The sequence below is a fragment of the Paenochrobactrum pullorum genome (assembly GCF_041929845.1).
GTDB lineage: Bacteria > Pseudomonadota > Alphaproteobacteria > Rhizobiales > Rhizobiaceae > Paenochrobactrum > Paenochrobactrum pullorum.
Window position 1 is genome coordinate 278,998 of sequence record NZ_JBHEEH010000002.1, and the last position, 13,882, is coordinate 292,879.

Below are 13,882 nucleotides of genomic sequence, written 5' to 3' on the forward strand. Positions count from 1 at the left end.
TGCATCCGATGGCCTGTTCAATATTCAGGGATGTAATTATGACATCGCAAGACGCCGCTTACAGCAGTACGCTGCCGTTAATGCGGAACAGGCAGGATGGAGATCGCAGCCATATTGCCAGATTGGCTATTTTTATACTGGCTATTGCCTTGATTTTCACGGCTTTGTTCAGCTTGACGGCGGGGGCATCTGATGCCTCGTTATGGAATTTGATCCGATCTTTATGGGCAGGCAGTGATGCTTCGGGCGATGTTCTTTCGCAACGTGACCGTTTGATTATTGTTGATATTCGTCTGCCACGCATTGTTTTAGGCATGTTGATTGGCGCAGCACTGGCTGTTTCGGGTGCAGTGATGCAGGGTTTGTTCCGCAATCCGCTGGCTGATCCGGGCCTTGTTGGTGTATCGTCCGGAGCAGGGCTTGGTGCAATTTCGGTGATCGTGCTGGGCGGTTCAATTCTGGCGCCGCTGACCGCAATTCTTGGTCTTTTGACCTTGCCGCTGGCCGCATTCGGAGGTGGTCTTTTTACGACATTGGTGCTTTATCGTGTGGCGACCAGACAGGGACGGACGTCTGTTGCCACCATGCTTTTGGCCGGTATCGCATTGGGCGCGCTGGCTGGCGCATTGACGGGTCTTTTGACCTATATTGCTGATGACCGTCAATTGCGCGATATGACCTTTTGGGGACTTGGTTCGCTGGCTGGTGCGACGTGGAACAAAATCATCTCCGCAGGGCCGATTATTTTGATCGTCCTGGTTGTGGTGCCGTTTTTAGCGCGTGGTTTGAATGCTTTGGCATTGGGGGAGGCATCTGCCAACCATCTGGGCGTTCATGTGCAGCGGGTGAAAAATATTGCTATTGTCAGTGTTGCTGCGGCCGTTGGTGCATCCGTGGCCGTCAGTGGTGGTATTGGTTTTGTCGGTATTGTAGTGCCGCATATTCTGCGCTTAACGATCGGGCCGGATCATCGTTATCTGCTGCCTTGTTCAGCCCTGCTTGGCGCTACATTATTATTGCTTGCCGATGCTTTCAGCCGCACAATCGTAGCCCCAGCTGAATTGCCGATTGGTATTGTAACTGCAACATTCGGTGCGCCTTTCTTCCTTTGGATTTTGTTGCGCCGCCGAAATGTGCTGGATTTGTAAGAGGTTATTATGATCGAAATTCGGGATCTGTCTGTTACAATTTCCGGTAAGACCATTATCGAAGATGTCAGTTTTAAAGCTTATCCGCGTCAGGTGACGGTCATTGTCGGGCCAAATGGTTCCGGTAAAACAACGCTGATGCGTGCTTTATGCGGCGATGTGGAGTATAAAGGCGAGGCTGCACTGGACGGGATTAATTTCCGTTCTTTCAAGCCTTGGCAAATGGCCGGAAGACGTGCTGTCCTGCCGCAATCCACCAGTTTGTCCTTTCCTTTCAGCGTACGTGAGATCGTACGCTTAGGATTAACGGGGGGGTTGAGCGGCGTATCTCAATCCGAGCAGGAGAAATTGCCGGATCTGGCACTTAAAATGGTGGATCTGGAAGGGTTCAGCGGGCGTCTTTATCAGGAATTATCAGGCGGAGAACAGCAGCGCGTACAATTGGCACGTGTCTTGTGTCAGGTTTGGAAACCTGTTGTCGATGGTCATCCGCGTTATTTATTTCTGGATGAGCCAATTTCCAGCCTAGATATTCGTCACCAGATCATGGTTATGAATATTGCCCGCAAATTTGCTGCTGATGGCGGAGGCGTCGTTGCTATTTTGCATGACCTGAATTTGACAGCAATGTTTGCTGATCAGATCATCATTATGCAAAATGGAAAGCTGGACGGGGCAGGTGCACCACGTGCGATGCTGACCAATAAAAGATTGTCACGAATTTATGGTTGTAATTTATGTGTCGGCATGGTGCCGCCACCGGATGTACCTTTTATCCTGCCTCATGGTTCAATAGAAGAAATGAGCGGTTCTTAGCGGCGCTCATTTAATACTTAAGAATATCGAATGGAATGATTGCCGGCTCAGCCGGCAGTCGCACGGGCCGAAGCTGCTGCGGCACGCTTTTCCATTACTTCATCAAGTCCCAGCAACATCCGCACATTCGGGCGAGCCTTAACCAGATCAGCAATTGTATATTGCGAAAGAACAGTGAAGAAAGCGCCCAAAGCTTCACGCAGGGCCGAGTTGAGAGCGCAGCTGTCAACAAGCGGGCATTCCGTAGCATCATTTTCGAAGCATTCTGCCATCGCAAAATTTTCTTCTGTTACATGCACCACATCAAAAACGGTGATTTCACTTGCAGCTTTACCGAGCCTGACGCCACCATTACGGCCGCGTACAGTTTCAATCATATTGTTTTGGACAAGCGGCTGCAGAATTTTGAACAGAAAAAGTTCGGAAACCGAATAAGCTCTGGCAATTTCCGGAATGCGGCTTAACTGCCCTTCATTTGCAGCGCAATACATAAGCATCCGAATTGCATAATTGGTCTGACGGGTCAGTCGCATATAATATCCTTTCCACACGGGAAGGTTTTAAACGATACACTCCTTACGCGTAAAACAGGTAAGGAGCCTGAATGTTAACTTGCCCTATGATGCAATGAAACAAACATAATTCAAGTTAGTTTAGAATTGTTCTTAACACATATAAAAGGCATTATTAAGAATTGCAATTTGATTTCGTAAAAATATGACAAAATTAAGCATGTTTAATATAGCCGGTTAAAACCGGTGAAGCAATATCAATATGTTCACCGGTATTTTTAAGGTTGTTGTTTATTGGCAAACATCAATCCATTCGGCCTGGCTCAGTTCTGCCAAACGCAGAGTGTTGATGCGAAGAGCACTATTGATGGAACCGGCGGCCGGTACGACCTCATCAAAGTTCTTTAAGGAGATGTCGCAATAAATGGCCATATTGCTTGCCAAACCGAAAGGGCAGACACCGCCGACTGGGTGACCGGTTAGTGCAATCACGCTTTCAGCATCCAGCATCCGCGGTTTTGTGGCAAACTGGTCTTTGAATTTGCGGTTATCAATACGTGCGTCACCGCGGGTGACAATGAGAACGGCATCATCTTTGATTTTGAACGAAAGGGTTTTGGCAATTTGCCCCGGCTCAACACCATGTGCCTCGGCTGCCAGTGCAACCGTTGCGGTGCTGGTTTCCAGCTCAATAATCTCTATATCGGGAGCTTTTTCGGCAAAAAATGCTTTAACAGATTCCAGACTCATCATTTGTTCCTTGATTTTATAGACCAAGTTTTAAGCAGGAAGATGAGGAAGGCAAGCATTCAAAGAACTGATATTGAAAACAGTTTTATGAAAATTTTATATTACTAATTGAGATTTTAAAATGGTGCGGGCGGAGGGACTTGAACCCCCACGCCTCTCGGCGCTAGAACCTAAATCTAGTGCGTCTGCCAATTCCGCCACGCCCGCAACAAGCGCTCTCATAGGGTAAAAAATAATCCGGTGCAAGCCCCGTTTAATTTATTGAAACACCTAACAAACAAGTTTTTAAAGTTTTATCTTAAAATAAACAGTTTTGTGTTGTTTTCCGGCTAAGCACTCGGCCAAACAACTCTGACAGGCACAGGGCTTAACAAATACTCGAATCAAACTTCTATTGACCGGTAGTGAGAGGCTCGCGAATAATTACAGTTCTCCTTATTTCCGGGCAGATGCATTTTATAATGGCAGGTTATAATGGCAGGTTATAATGGCAGGCTTTGGGTTGAAATTAGCTCTGTGCTATTTTTCAGCTTCGCAATTTAAATGCTGGCATGGACAAAATTCATGGTTTTATCTGCTGAGGGTGGATTGTCAGCTGGCAAATGGATAAATATATAGGCATAAGCGCTGTGTGACATGCATCATTATTGACGGTTATTCATTGACCTTTGGGTTCTGTCCACGTAATGGAAGTGAAATTTGGCGCGAGGTGCAATGAAGTGACTGCGTCTTTGAAGCGGAAACTTGATCGGAATAAAGGCCTGACGGGGCTCCGGTGAGGTTTCATGTTTTTTAAGATGCGCATTGATTGTCTGACGCGTTTGATTGCGCACACAAGCCATATGGCACAACAGTTTCTTGCCGGCGTTGACGCCAGAAGTTCGTGACCCGGCATCATGATAAGAAGTGAAGGTTTTGACATGCAGGTTACCGAAACGCTCAATGAAGGGCTGAAGCGCGAAGTTAAGGTCGTGATTCCAGCTGCGGATCTCGTCGCAAAGCTCGCAGAACGCCTCGAAACTGCACGCGGTAATGCACGTATTAACGGTTTCCGTCCGGGTAAAGTGCCTGTTGCGCATCTGCGTAAGACATATGGCAAGTCTTTCATGGCTGAAATCGTCAATGAAATTCTCAGCGATACCCCACGCTCGATCCTTGCTGATCGTGGCGAAAAATCTGCAACCCAGCCGGAAGTTGTTTTGTCGGAAGACGAAAAAGAAGCCGAACAGGTTCTGGACGGCAAAATCGATTTCGTATTCTCGCTGGCTTATGAAGTTCTGCCGAAGATCGAAATCAAAGATTTCTCCGGCATCAGCGTAACCCGTGAAGTTGTCGATATTTCTGATGAAGAAGTTGACGAACAGGTTAAGCGCGTTGCGTCTTCTACTGTTTCTTACGAAGCGAAAAAAGGCAAAGCTGAAAACGGCGATCGCGTTACCATGGATTACCTTGGTAAAGTTGACGACGTTCCGTTCGATGGCGGTGCAGATAATGATGCACAGCTCGTTCTGGGCTCCGGTCAGTTCATCCCGGGCTTTGAAGATCAGCTCGTGGGCGTAAAAGCTGGCGATGAGAAAGTTATCAACGTAACTTTCCCTGCTGATTACGGTGCAGCACATTTGGCTGGCAAAGATGCAACCTTCGACATCACCGTGAAGGAAGTTGCTAAAGCTGGCGAAATTGAACTGAACGACGAAACCGCTAAGAAGCTCGGCATTGAAACTCTTGAGCGTCTGCGTGAAGTTGTACGTGAACAGATCGAAAGCCAGTATGGCTCCATCACCCGCCAGAAAGTCAAGCGTCAGATTCTTGATGCTTTGGATGGTGACTATCAGTTTGAAAGCCCTGAAAAGCTGGTCAATGCTGAATTTAACAACATCTGGCAGCAGATCAACTTTGACCTTCAGCAGGCTGGCCGCACTTTTGAAGACGAAGAAACCACAGAAGAAGCAGCTCGTGAAGAATATCGCAAGCTGGCTGAACGCCGCGTACGTCTCGGTCTGGTTCTCTCCGAAATCGGTGAAAAAGCTGGTGTAGAAGTTACCGAAGAAGAATTGCAGCGTGCAGTTTACGATCAGGTGCGTCGTTACCCAGGTCAGGAACAGCAGATTTACGACTTCCTGCGTAAAACTCCGGATGCAGTTGCTAACTTGCGCGCTCCAATCTTTGAAGAAAAGGTTGTTGACCATCTGTTGGCTGCAATCACCGTTACCGACAAGAAAGTAACCAAAGAAGAGCTGACCGCAGAAGACGAAGATCAAGTGGCTGAAAAGCCAGCCAAGAAAGCTGCACCAAAGAAAAAAGCTGCTCCTAAGAAAAAAGAAGCAGATAAGGCAGATGAAGCTTAATCATTAGCCATCTGAAAATTTAGACAAAAAAGGCCGTGCTTTGCACGGCCTTTTTTGTGTTTCTAACACCGTTAAATGATTGGGAAACGTCATGGTTGGCTGCTGTTCACATTAAGTTTATCTACCGTTTTTACATCATACGACTGATTGACAACTTGCCCCAACTTAATTACCAACCGGATGGTTATTAACTGGAATGAACTGATGGCCAGACCCAGAGCGATTGATCGTGCAACGATTTTGGATGCGGCTGAGCATGTAGTGTTGCGTGACGGGGCAGCAAAACTGACACTTGATGCTGTGGCACTTGTAGCTGGTATCAGCAAAGCGAGTGTAATCTATGATTATAAAACCAAGCAGGCTCTGATTCAGGCGGTTGTGGAACGCTGGATTGCCGGTTGGCGCGATAAGCTTGATGAAGCCACAATCTGTCATGAGGACAGCGATAATCCGCGTTTACGCGCGCGTATTGATGTGGCGCGCGATTATAATGCGGAAGAAGACGGCGCTGTTGTTTTCCAGCTTTGTTCAGCGATGACACAAGATGAACAATTACGACAAACAATGAATGAAGGCTTTCGGGAAGAGCTCGGCAAATTGCTCAGTTCAGCGAAAGATCCGGACAAGGCATTGCTGGGATTTCTGGCCATTGAAGGCATGAGCATTTTGCAAATGTTTGGGGTGGTGGAATGGCAGCCAGAACAACGCGAGAAGATTCTCTCCGGCATTGAACAACTTATTACTCAAGAATAACCCGCAGCTCTAACATGGATGACCATAATGTGATCAGAAGGCTAGTTTGGTTTTGCCTCCGAAAACTATAAGAAAGCCTGAATGTTTCGCTTGGAATCTCTGTTTCATATCTCAGGATATAGAATGAAAAAAAATACTTACTTGTACAAAGTGGCTGCCGTTCTGTTGGCTGCCAGCTTTTTAACCGCATGTGATGACAAAAAGGATGCGGCTGGAGCTGCACAGGCGATGCCCGCGATGTCGGTCAGCGTTGTTGAGTTAAAGCCGGAAGCTTTGCCGATCCTGAATGATTTGCCGGGCCGTATCGCCCCGACACGTCTGGCAGAAGTGCGTCCGCGCGTTTCAGGCATCGTGGTTGAGCGTGTGTTCGAACAGGGAACCAGGGTTAATCAGGGTGATGTGCTTTACCGTATCGATCCGGCACCTTTTCAGGTGAAAGTTGATATGGCAGAAGCCACATTGGCACGAGCGAAAGCTACACAGCTTCAGGCGCGCCAAGCCAATGACCGTCAGGAACAGCTGCGTAAATCCAATGTTTCTAGCACACAAAATCTGGAAACAGCTGTTGCTCAACTGGCGCAAGCTAATGCTGATGTGGCAGCTGCTGAAGCAAGCCTCGCAGAAGCCAAGCTTAATCTGCAATATGCTGAAGTAACGGCTCCGATCAGCGGCCAGATTGGCCGTGCACTGATTACGGAAGGGGCTTTGGTTAGTGCAAACAGTGTTGAAAATCTGGCCACCATTCAGCAGCTTGATCCGATCTATGCTGACTTTACCCAGCCTGCAGCCGATCTGATCCGTCTGCGTAAAGCCTTGCAGGATGGCAAATTGATGACTGGTCCGAATGAAGCAGAAGTGAATCTTCTTCTTGATGACGGCACACTTTATCCAACCACTGGTCGTCTTCTGTTCTCAGAAGCAGCGGTTGATACTACAACCGGGCAGGTGACCTTGCGTGGTGAGTTCCCAAATCCTGATGGTGATTTGCTGCCGGGCATGTATGTCCGAGTTCAAATCGAACAAGGTATTGAGAAAAACGCCTTGGCAGTGCCGCAGCAGGCCGTACAGCGTAATGCTGATGGGCTTGCATCTATCTTGGTTGTGAATGCAGAAAACGTGGTTGAACTGCGCTCTGTCAATGTGAACCGCATTTTGGGAGACCGTTTCGTCGTAACCGGTAACATCAAAGAAGGTGATCGTGTGATCACTGAAGGTTTCCAGAAGACTGCTCCGGGTGCGACTGTGGCACCTGTACCATTTGAAGCGGAAAAGCCGGTAGCTGAAGTTGCTAAAGATAAGGGCGAATAGGATAAAAATATGGCGCAATTTTTCATTGGACGCCCCATCTTCGCCTGGGTCGTCGCTATCTTCATTATTATTGCGGGACTTCTGGCCATTCCGCAACTGCCGGTATCGCAATACCCAAATGTTGCACCACCGCAAATTTCTGTTTTTGCTTCTTATCCGGGCGCAGCACCTGAAGATATTTATCAAAGTGTGACTTCGCCAATCGAACAGGAGCTCAATAGTGTAAGTGGAACGATTTATTTCGAGTCCACTTCTGATGCGTCTGGTACAATTCAGATTACGGTTACTTTTGAAGCCGGTACCGATATTGGTCAGGCATCGATTGATGTGCAAAACGCGATCCGCCGTGTGGAATCGCGCTTGCCGCGTATCGTGGTGCAGCAGGGCGTGCAGGTGCAGGAAGCCGGTTCAGGCTTTTTGATGATGGTTGCGCTGATGTCGAAAGACGGAAGTACCAACGTGGTTGGTCTTGGCGATTATTTAAGCCGTAACGTGCTTGGTGAAATCCAGCGTCTTGACGGCGTCGGCCGTGCGCAGGTTTTCGCCAGTCAGCGCGCAATGCGTATCTGGATTGATCCGGACAAAATGGTTGGGCTCAACCTGTCTTCTACCGATATCAGTAATGCAATTTCTTCGCAAAACGCGCAGGTTGCTGCTGGCCGCATTGGTGCACGTCCGATCCCGATCAATCAGCAAATTGCTGCAACCGTTCTGGTTAAAGGTCAGTTGACCTCACCGGAAGAGTTCGGTTCTATTGTTCTGCGCGCTAATCCGGATGGCTCATCTGTGCGACTGCGTGATGTGGCACGCATCGAAGTGGGGGCGGAAAGTTATAACTTTGCCACGCAAATTAACGGTCGACCGGCAGCGGCGCTGGCTGTTCAGCTGTCACCGACCGGTAATGCGATGGAAACAGCTGCAGCTGTTCGCGCCAAGATGGAAGAGCTTTCAAGCTTCTTCCCTGATAATATCGAATATGCAATCCCTTACGATACATCGCCTTTCGTGGCCGTATCGATCAAGAAAGTTGTCACCACACTCGTCGAAGCGGTTATTCTCGTTTTCCTTGTAATGTTCCTGTTCTTGCAGAACTTCCGCTACACCATCATTCCCACTTTGGTTGTTCCGGTGGCTCTGCTTGGAACGCTGGGTGTGATGTATGCCGCCGGCTTCTCGATCAACGTGCTGACAATGTTTGCGATGGTTCTTGCCATTGGTATTCTTGTTGATGACGCGATTGTGGTGGTTGAAAACGTTGAACGTATCATGGCGGAAGAGGGGCTACCGCCTCGCGAAGCAACGCGTAAAGCTATGAAGCAGATTTACAGTGCGATTATCGGGATCACACTGGTTCTGACAGCTGTGTTCATTCCGATGGCTTTCTTCCCCGGTGCTGTTGGCGTTATTTATCAGCAGTTCAGTCTGACCATGGTGGTTTCCATCATGTTCTCTGGCTTTCTGGCGCTATCTTTGACACCTGCATTGTGCGCAACCTTCCTGAAGCCTATCAAAAACGGTCATGAGCCAAAGCGTGGTTTCTTTGGTTGGTTTAACCGTAAATTTGATGCTCTGATCGGTGGCTACACAGGTAGTATCGGTTGGATCGTCAAGCGTGCTGGCCGTTTTATGCTGATCTACGTCGTGCTGGTTGGTGGTTTGGCCTATCTGTTTATTCAGTTGCCTTCCTCCTTCCTGCCGAATGAAGATCAGGGGTTCCTGATTGTTGATTTGCAGGCACCGGCTGAAGCCAGTGCAAACCGTGCTTTGAGTGTATCCGATGAAGTGGATGCGATTTTCCAGCAGGAAGATGCAGTTGCAGAACGCGTGCTGATCAGCGGCTTCTCCTTCTCAGGATTTGGTGACAATGCTGGTCTGGCATTCATTACCTTGAAGGATTGGAGCAAACGTGATGCGTCCAACTCGGCAAATGCTATTGCCGGACGTGCCAACCAGAAGCTGTTTGCTATCAAGGATGCAATTTCTTTTGCTCTTTCCCCGCCGCCAATTCAGGGCTTGGGTACATCCGGTGGCTTCAGCTTCCGTTTGCAGGATCGCTCCGGTGCAGGGCAGGCGGCACTTTCGGCTGCAACTTCGCAGTTGATGGCGGAAGCTGCAAAAAGCCCGATCCTTGTCGGTATGCGTATTGAAGGCATGCCGGATGCAGCGCAGCTGATCATTGATATCGACCGTGAAAAAGCCAACACTTTTGGTGTGACCTTTGCCGCGATCAACTCAACCATTTCTGCCAATTTGGGATCGTCTTATATTAACGACTTCCCGAATGCCGGCCGTATGCAGCGCGTAACCATTCAGGCGGATCAGGAAAAGCGCATGAGCGCGGATAATATTCTGGATCTGAATGTGCCAAATGCTTCGGGTGGTATGGTGCCGCTGCGTTCTTTTGCCAATGTTAATTGGACGAAGGGCGCCGCACAGGTAGTCGGTTATAACGGTTATCCTGCGGTGCGTATTTCCGGTAACGCGGCTCCTGGTTATTCATCCGGTGCGGCGATTGCGGAAATGGAACGTCTGGTGGCTGATTTGCCTGCCGGTTTTGGGCATGAATGGTCAGGCCAGTCCTTGCAGGAAATTCAATCGGGTTCGCAGGCGCCATTCCTGATGGGCTTGACAGTCGTCTTCATCTTCCTGCTTTTGGCTGCTTTGTATGAAAGCTGGTCAATTCCTATTTCCGTGATGTTGGTGGTGCCGCTTGGTATTATCGGCTCGGTTGTGGCCGTGATGCTGCGCGATATGCCGAATGACGTTTATTTCAAGGTTGGTCTGATTACCATTATCGGACTATCGGCGAAAAACGCTATTCTGATCGTGGAGTTTGCCAAGGACTTGCGTGCGGAAGGCATGGGACTGCTGGAAGCAACCATTGAAGCTTCGAAATTGCGTTTCAGACCAATTTTGATGACCTCACTTGCTTTCACTTTGGGCGTTGTACCTTTGGCGATTGCTAATGGTGCGAGTGCTGCCAGTCAGAACGCTATTGGAACCAGTGTGCTGGGCGGAATGATTTCGGCAACAATTTTGGCTGTTTTCTTTGTGCCGGTTTTCTTCGTGTTCATCATGAGCTGGTTTGGAGGCAAACAAAAACCGATTGAGAAAGTATCTCCTCCGGTTGAAGCTGAATAATAACAGCCTGTGAGATAAAACAAAAAATGCCGCGCTAGTCTCAAGCGCGGCATTTTTATTGGAAGTAATTTATTACAAAAACGTGCCGCTTACTCAGCCGGTACAACGCAGGCAAGATCGCCTTCTTCGCATTTCAGATAATCAGCCAATTGTTGATTTCGTGCTTTCGTCAGAGATGCCTTGCACATTGCCAGCATCATCGGGTGCACGCTGCCACCTTGCGTGCCGGACGTTGAGAAGTTGCACTCACTATCGCGAAACGCAATCCATGCCCGTTGTGCGCTTATTAATAAAGCTTTACTCTCGGTGGCATCAGCAAGGCGCTTCTCGATCGTTTGATAAAGTTGATTGAGCTTGTGATCAGCTTGATACAATTCATCTTGTGCGCATTTTGTCATCGAGGTTTGATCGGTAACAGTGCTGCAATCCGTTGCAGCATAAGCCTGACTAATCAAAAATATGCTGCATGCTGTGAAGAGTGAAAGTTTCAACATGAATAAATCCTCTCACTATTAATGGTGACGTCTCTGTCATCACTTAAAATCATGGACAATCATTGTCACGAATATAGCGTGCATAGACCCAACCTTTCGCAGACCGATCTTCGCCATAATAGGTTATAGGGCACCAACGATTGGCCCATGGTCGGTTTAAAGGCTCGCATTTACCTTTCAAAACAATCACACCATGATTCTCCGCAGGTATTTTGCCCACAACCGGTGATGCAGCGGTTGGTTGGCTGCGAATATTGAGTACGTCATCTTGCTGGACATTGACGACACGCAGGCATCCAGGACCTGTTGTTGCAAAAGCTGGTTGGATGATTGTCAGGCTGAAAGTCGCCAGTAAGAAAGCAGAAACGGAAAATTTCATCTGTATTTCCTTTTAAAACGCGCGATCACGTTTGTGCATGCCATCTTTTGAAGGCTGCAACATATTATATATTAAAATGATCGGAGGTGAATACAGGCTGAATGAAGCAGAGAAAGAGAATATTGGGGGAAATTCTGCTCTATTCTTCAAATAAACTAAAGGATTACAGCATTGAGGCTGATTGATCCAGAATAACAACATAAGGCGAAAGATGGGGATAAGGGGAAAGATGGAGGCCTCGCCCGTAGTGAAACATACTAATTAATTCAGTAGGTTAATGCCCCGCACCACTGAAGACAGCCCTTTGATTTTATTTACTTATTTTTAGGCTTCCCCGCACCCACCACAGAATGATTTGTAGCACTGCTTTCAATTTGTTCAGCTACGCGACGAGACGATTTAATGCCAAGCTTAACTCGGTCAGCGCCTTTTGTATAAATTTCAGCTTGCTTCATACTTGACCAGCCATACTGCGCCATTAATTCATGCGTGGCGGCACCAGCTTCCGCTGCTAATGTTGCACTAAGTTTTCTCACTCCATGTGCGCTTTTTTTAATTCCAGCCTCATTGCATCGGTCACGGAACCAATTACCAAAACTTGCCGTTGCAAACGGAGCGCCCGATTCGCTCACTAAGAAGCAGAGGTCGCCTGTCTCAGTATTTTCAATTACCCTCATCAATTGCGATGGAAATTCTACGGTAATTTGCGCGCCTGTTTTCTGAGTTTTCATTGTAAAAATATTGCCACGCATATGATGGCGGCCAGCGCGAACAATATCAGACCTACGAAGGCCGGTATGGATCATCAGCTCCACTGCCAAGCGTGGCTTGGTGCCAATAGGCCACCGTGCATAGAACAAGGCCAAATCCTCCATACTCCATGGGGCAAACCCATCTGTCTTATATTTTAATGGGCTAATGCCTGCCGTCGGGTCTACGGTAACGTGGTCGTTCTTAAGCGCCCAAGAAAACAATCCTCGCATGGTTTTAAGAAAGTGATTGGCCTGAGCCGGAGTGTCTGACCGTGCCTCTACCGCCGCTATCATAGATTTTTTATTGATTGCACTATATGGCGCGTTCCCAGAGCGATTAATTGCGATAATAAATAAATTTTCACGTTGACGTTGAGTGGCTGGGGAAAAGGCTTTCCATGCAGCGCTTTCGCGGTAGCGATCAATAAGCCATCGCAAGCTTTGTACTGATACTTCATCTTTATTTTTAACTTCAGGCCGCTTTCCTGATGCGGCCTGTATGTAGGCCTCTTTAAATTCATCAGAGGCGATATCATCGGGTAGCCTAATACGCTCACCTTTGCCGACGCGGTAAAAGAACTTAATCTTTCCGTGGCGGCTTTTCTCCCTGACAACATAAAGTGGTAATTTTCTTGCCATGTGCTCATTTACAGTAGGACAATATCATTGTGATTGTTGCGCGTTGCGTCATTTGGAGCGGCAGGAACTGGCAAAACGGATAGTGATCCATCTGGCTTCACCGTGACGCTTACGCCTTCCTCTTTAGCGATTATCGCCATATTGCGCATCTGAGCGCGCGTAAAACGAAGTTTCTCGGTCAATCCCTTCCTCCTTCCGGTGCGAGAGGCGAGGCGTAGAGGGGTTGTTGCTCGTACTTCTCAGGGTCAAATCCACTGTCGGGGTGCAGGCTGTAGTTCCAGTAGTGGTCGTTATTATTGCGATGTTTACCGCGCCACGCCACTGGCTCCTGCGCTTCATGCTGCGCGAGTTTGGCTTTCAGCTCATTGATTATTAAAACAGCTGCTAAACAACCGTTCTCGGCATCCTCTTTCTTCGCACGTTCTGCCGCGATTAATGCAGCGGCTTGCGAGTGAAGGACGTATTCGCCTTCCATATTGTCGACTTCCATATCGGCGCTATCGTAATCAGACCAATGCAACCTATACCGCACCAACTCCGGCACGTCTGGCGCGGCGCGGGGATCGTGGTAATTTCCGGCATCATGCGTAGTGATATAATTAGCTGGAATATTAGAAAACGTAGTCTGATTGATCTTTTCTCCGCAGCGTTCGCAATAGTGCTGTCGCCCATCGGTATACACACTACTTCTATGCGTCACTCTATTATGCATTCTGTTATAGCAAGGATGGGCATCTGACTGCGGCATATATTCAAAGTTCATGCTGCTGTCCTTTCGTGTTTTTACCCGCCCAAAAGCCAATGGCGAACCAGAAAAACCAAGATGATGTAAGGATTAAACC

Annotated in this window: 13 protein-coding genes and 1 tRNA gene; 6 read left to right on the forward strand and 8 right to left on the reverse strand. The window is 48.1% G+C overall.

Going from position 1 to position 13,882, the window contains the following annotated elements:
• Window positions 1-38: 38 nt before the first annotated feature.
• Together JNC77_RS07535 and JNC77_RS07540 are read left to right on the forward strand one after the other, a co-directional pair.
• Window positions 39-1,148, forward strand: a complete 1,110-nt coding sequence (locus JNC77_RS07535; protein WP_374831033.1) for a FecCD family ABC transporter permease — start codon at window positions 39-41, stop codon at window positions 1,146-1,148.
• Window positions 1,149-1,157: 9 nt separating this feature from the next.
• Window positions 1,158-1,964, forward strand: a complete 807-nt coding sequence (locus tag JNC77_RS07540; RefSeq protein WP_374831035.1) for a heme ABC transporter ATP-binding protein — start codon at window positions 1,158-1,160, stop codon at window positions 1,962-1,964.
• 47 nt (window positions 1,965-2,011) lie between these two features.
• Here JNC77_RS07540 and rirA read toward each other — a convergent pair whose 3' ends face one another.
• The 3 genes from rirA to JNC77_RS07555 form a co-directional block, all read right to left on the reverse strand.
• On the reverse strand, window positions 2,012-2,497 hold the full coding sequence (rirA, locus tag JNC77_RS07545; protein ID WP_374831037.1) for an iron-responsive transcriptional regulator RirA: 486 nt from the start codon (window positions 2,495-2,497) through the stop codon (window positions 2,012-2,014).
• A 270-nt stretch (window positions 2,498-2,767) separates the two neighbouring features.
• On the reverse strand, window positions 2,768-3,226 hold the full coding sequence (locus tag JNC77_RS07550) for a YbaK/EbsC family protein (protein ID WP_374831039.1): 459 nt from the start codon (window positions 3,224-3,226) through the stop codon (window positions 2,768-2,770).
• Window positions 3,227-3,348: 122 nt separating this feature from the next.
• A tRNA-Leu gene (locus JNC77_RS07555) sits at window positions 3,349-3,433 on the reverse strand.
• 713 nt (window positions 3,434-4,146) lie between these two features.
• On the opposite strand from JNC77_RS07555, the gene tig reads away from it, so the two are divergent.
• The 4 genes from tig (at window position 4,147) to JNC77_RS07575 (ending at window position 10,776) form a co-directional block, all read left to right on the forward strand.
• Entirely contained in the window at window positions 4,147-5,574 is a 1,428-nt protein-coding gene (tig, locus tag JNC77_RS07560) for a trigger factor (RefSeq protein ID WP_374831041.1), read from the forward strand.
• A gap of 204 nt (window positions 5,575-5,778) precedes the next feature.
• Window positions 5,779-6,327 carry a TetR/AcrR family transcriptional regulator gene (locus tag JNC77_RS07565; protein WP_374831043.1) on the forward strand — a complete coding sequence of 183 codons (549 nt, stop codon included), beginning with the start codon at window positions 5,779-5,781 and terminating at the stop codon, window positions 6,325-6,327.
• 123 nt (window positions 6,328-6,450) lie between these two features.
• Complete coding sequence (locus JNC77_RS07570) at window positions 6,451-7,635, forward strand: efflux RND transporter periplasmic adaptor subunit (RefSeq protein WP_374831045.1); 1,185 nt, start codon at window positions 6,451-6,453, stop codon at window positions 7,633-7,635.
• A 9-nt stretch (window positions 7,636-7,644) separates the two neighbouring features.
• Window positions 7,645-10,776 carry a multidrug efflux RND transporter permease subunit gene (locus JNC77_RS07575; protein ID WP_374831047.1) on the forward strand — a complete coding sequence of 1,044 codons (3,132 nt, stop codon included), beginning with the start codon at window positions 7,645-7,647 and terminating at the stop codon, window positions 10,774-10,776.
• An 89-nt stretch (window positions 10,777-10,865) separates the two neighbouring features.
• Here JNC77_RS07575 and JNC77_RS07580 read toward each other — a convergent pair whose 3' ends face one another.
• From JNC77_RS07580 to JNC77_RS07600, 5 genes are all read right to left on the reverse strand, one after another.
• On the reverse strand, window positions 10,866-11,270 hold the full coding sequence (locus tag JNC77_RS07580) for a lysozyme inhibitor LprI family protein (protein ID WP_374831049.1): 405 nt from the start codon (window positions 11,268-11,270) through the stop codon (window positions 10,866-10,868).
• Between the two features lie 49 nt (window positions 11,271-11,319).
• Window positions 11,320-11,649 (reverse strand): SH3 domain-containing protein, encoded by a 330-nt coding sequence (locus JNC77_RS07585; protein WP_374831051.1) that lies wholly within the window; start codon window positions 11,647-11,649, stop codon window positions 11,320-11,322.
• 314 nt (window positions 11,650-11,963) lie between these two features.
• A complete protein-coding gene (locus tag JNC77_RS07590; protein WP_374831053.1) occupies window positions 11,964-13,040 on the reverse strand; it encodes a tyrosine-type recombinase/integrase in 1,077 nt (358 codons plus the stop codon).
• 8 nt (window positions 13,041-13,048) lie between these two features.
• A complete protein-coding gene (locus JNC77_RS07595; RefSeq protein ID WP_374831055.1) occupies window positions 13,049-13,222 on the reverse strand; it encodes a hypothetical protein in 174 nt (57 codons plus the stop codon).
• Window positions 13,219-13,803 carry a hypothetical protein gene (locus tag JNC77_RS07600; protein ID WP_374831057.1) on the reverse strand — a complete coding sequence of 195 codons (585 nt, stop codon included), beginning with the start codon at window positions 13,801-13,803 and terminating at the stop codon, window positions 13,219-13,221. Before JNC77_RS07600 ends, JNC77_RS07595 begins: the two co-directional genes overlap by 4 nt.
• Window positions 13,804-13,882 lie beyond the last annotated feature (79 nt).

Excerpts from the sequence above, each read along its gene's own strand:
- JNC77_RS07535 (WP_374831033.1), top strand. The coding sequence starts at position 39 with ATGACATCGCAAGACGCCGCTTACAGCAGTACGCTGCCGTTAATGCGG.
- JNC77_RS07540 (WP_374831035.1), top strand. The coding sequence starts at position 1,158 with ATGATCGAAATTCGGGATCTGTCTGTTACAATTTCCGGTAAGACCATT.
- rirA (WP_374831037.1), bottom strand. The coding sequence starts at position 2,497 with ATGCGACTGACCCGTCAGACCAATTATGCAATTCGGATGCTTATGTAT.
- JNC77_RS07550 (WP_374831039.1), bottom strand. The coding sequence starts at position 3,226 with ATGAGTCTGGAATCTGTTAAAGCATTTTTTGCCGAAAAAGCTCCCGAT.
- tig (WP_374831041.1), top strand. The coding sequence starts at position 4,147 with ATGCAGGTTACCGAAACGCTCAATGAAGGGCTGAAGCGCGAAGTTAAG.
- JNC77_RS07565 (WP_374831043.1), top strand. The coding sequence starts at position 5,779 with ATGGCCAGACCCAGAGCGATTGATCGTGCAACGATTTTGGATGCGGCT.
- JNC77_RS07570 (WP_374831045.1), top strand. The coding sequence starts at position 6,451 with ATGAAAAAAAATACTTACTTGTACAAAGTGGCTGCCGTTCTGTTGGCT.
- JNC77_RS07575 (WP_374831047.1), top strand. The coding sequence starts at position 7,645 with ATGGCGCAATTTTTCATTGGACGCCCCATCTTCGCCTGGGTCGTCGCT.
- JNC77_RS07580 (WP_374831049.1), bottom strand. The coding sequence starts at position 11,270 with ATGTTGAAACTTTCACTCTTCACAGCATGCAGCATATTTTTGATTAGT.
- JNC77_RS07585 (WP_374831051.1), bottom strand. The coding sequence starts at position 11,649 with ATGAAATTTTCCGTTTCTGCTTTCTTACTGGCGACTTTCAGCCTGACA.
- JNC77_RS07590 (WP_374831053.1), bottom strand. The coding sequence starts at position 13,040 with ATGGCAAGAAAATTACCACTTTATGTTGTCAGGGAGAAAAGCCGCCAC.
- JNC77_RS07600 (WP_374831057.1), bottom strand. The coding sequence starts at position 13,803 with ATGAACTTTGAATATATGCCGCAGTCAGATGCCCATCCTTGCTATAAC.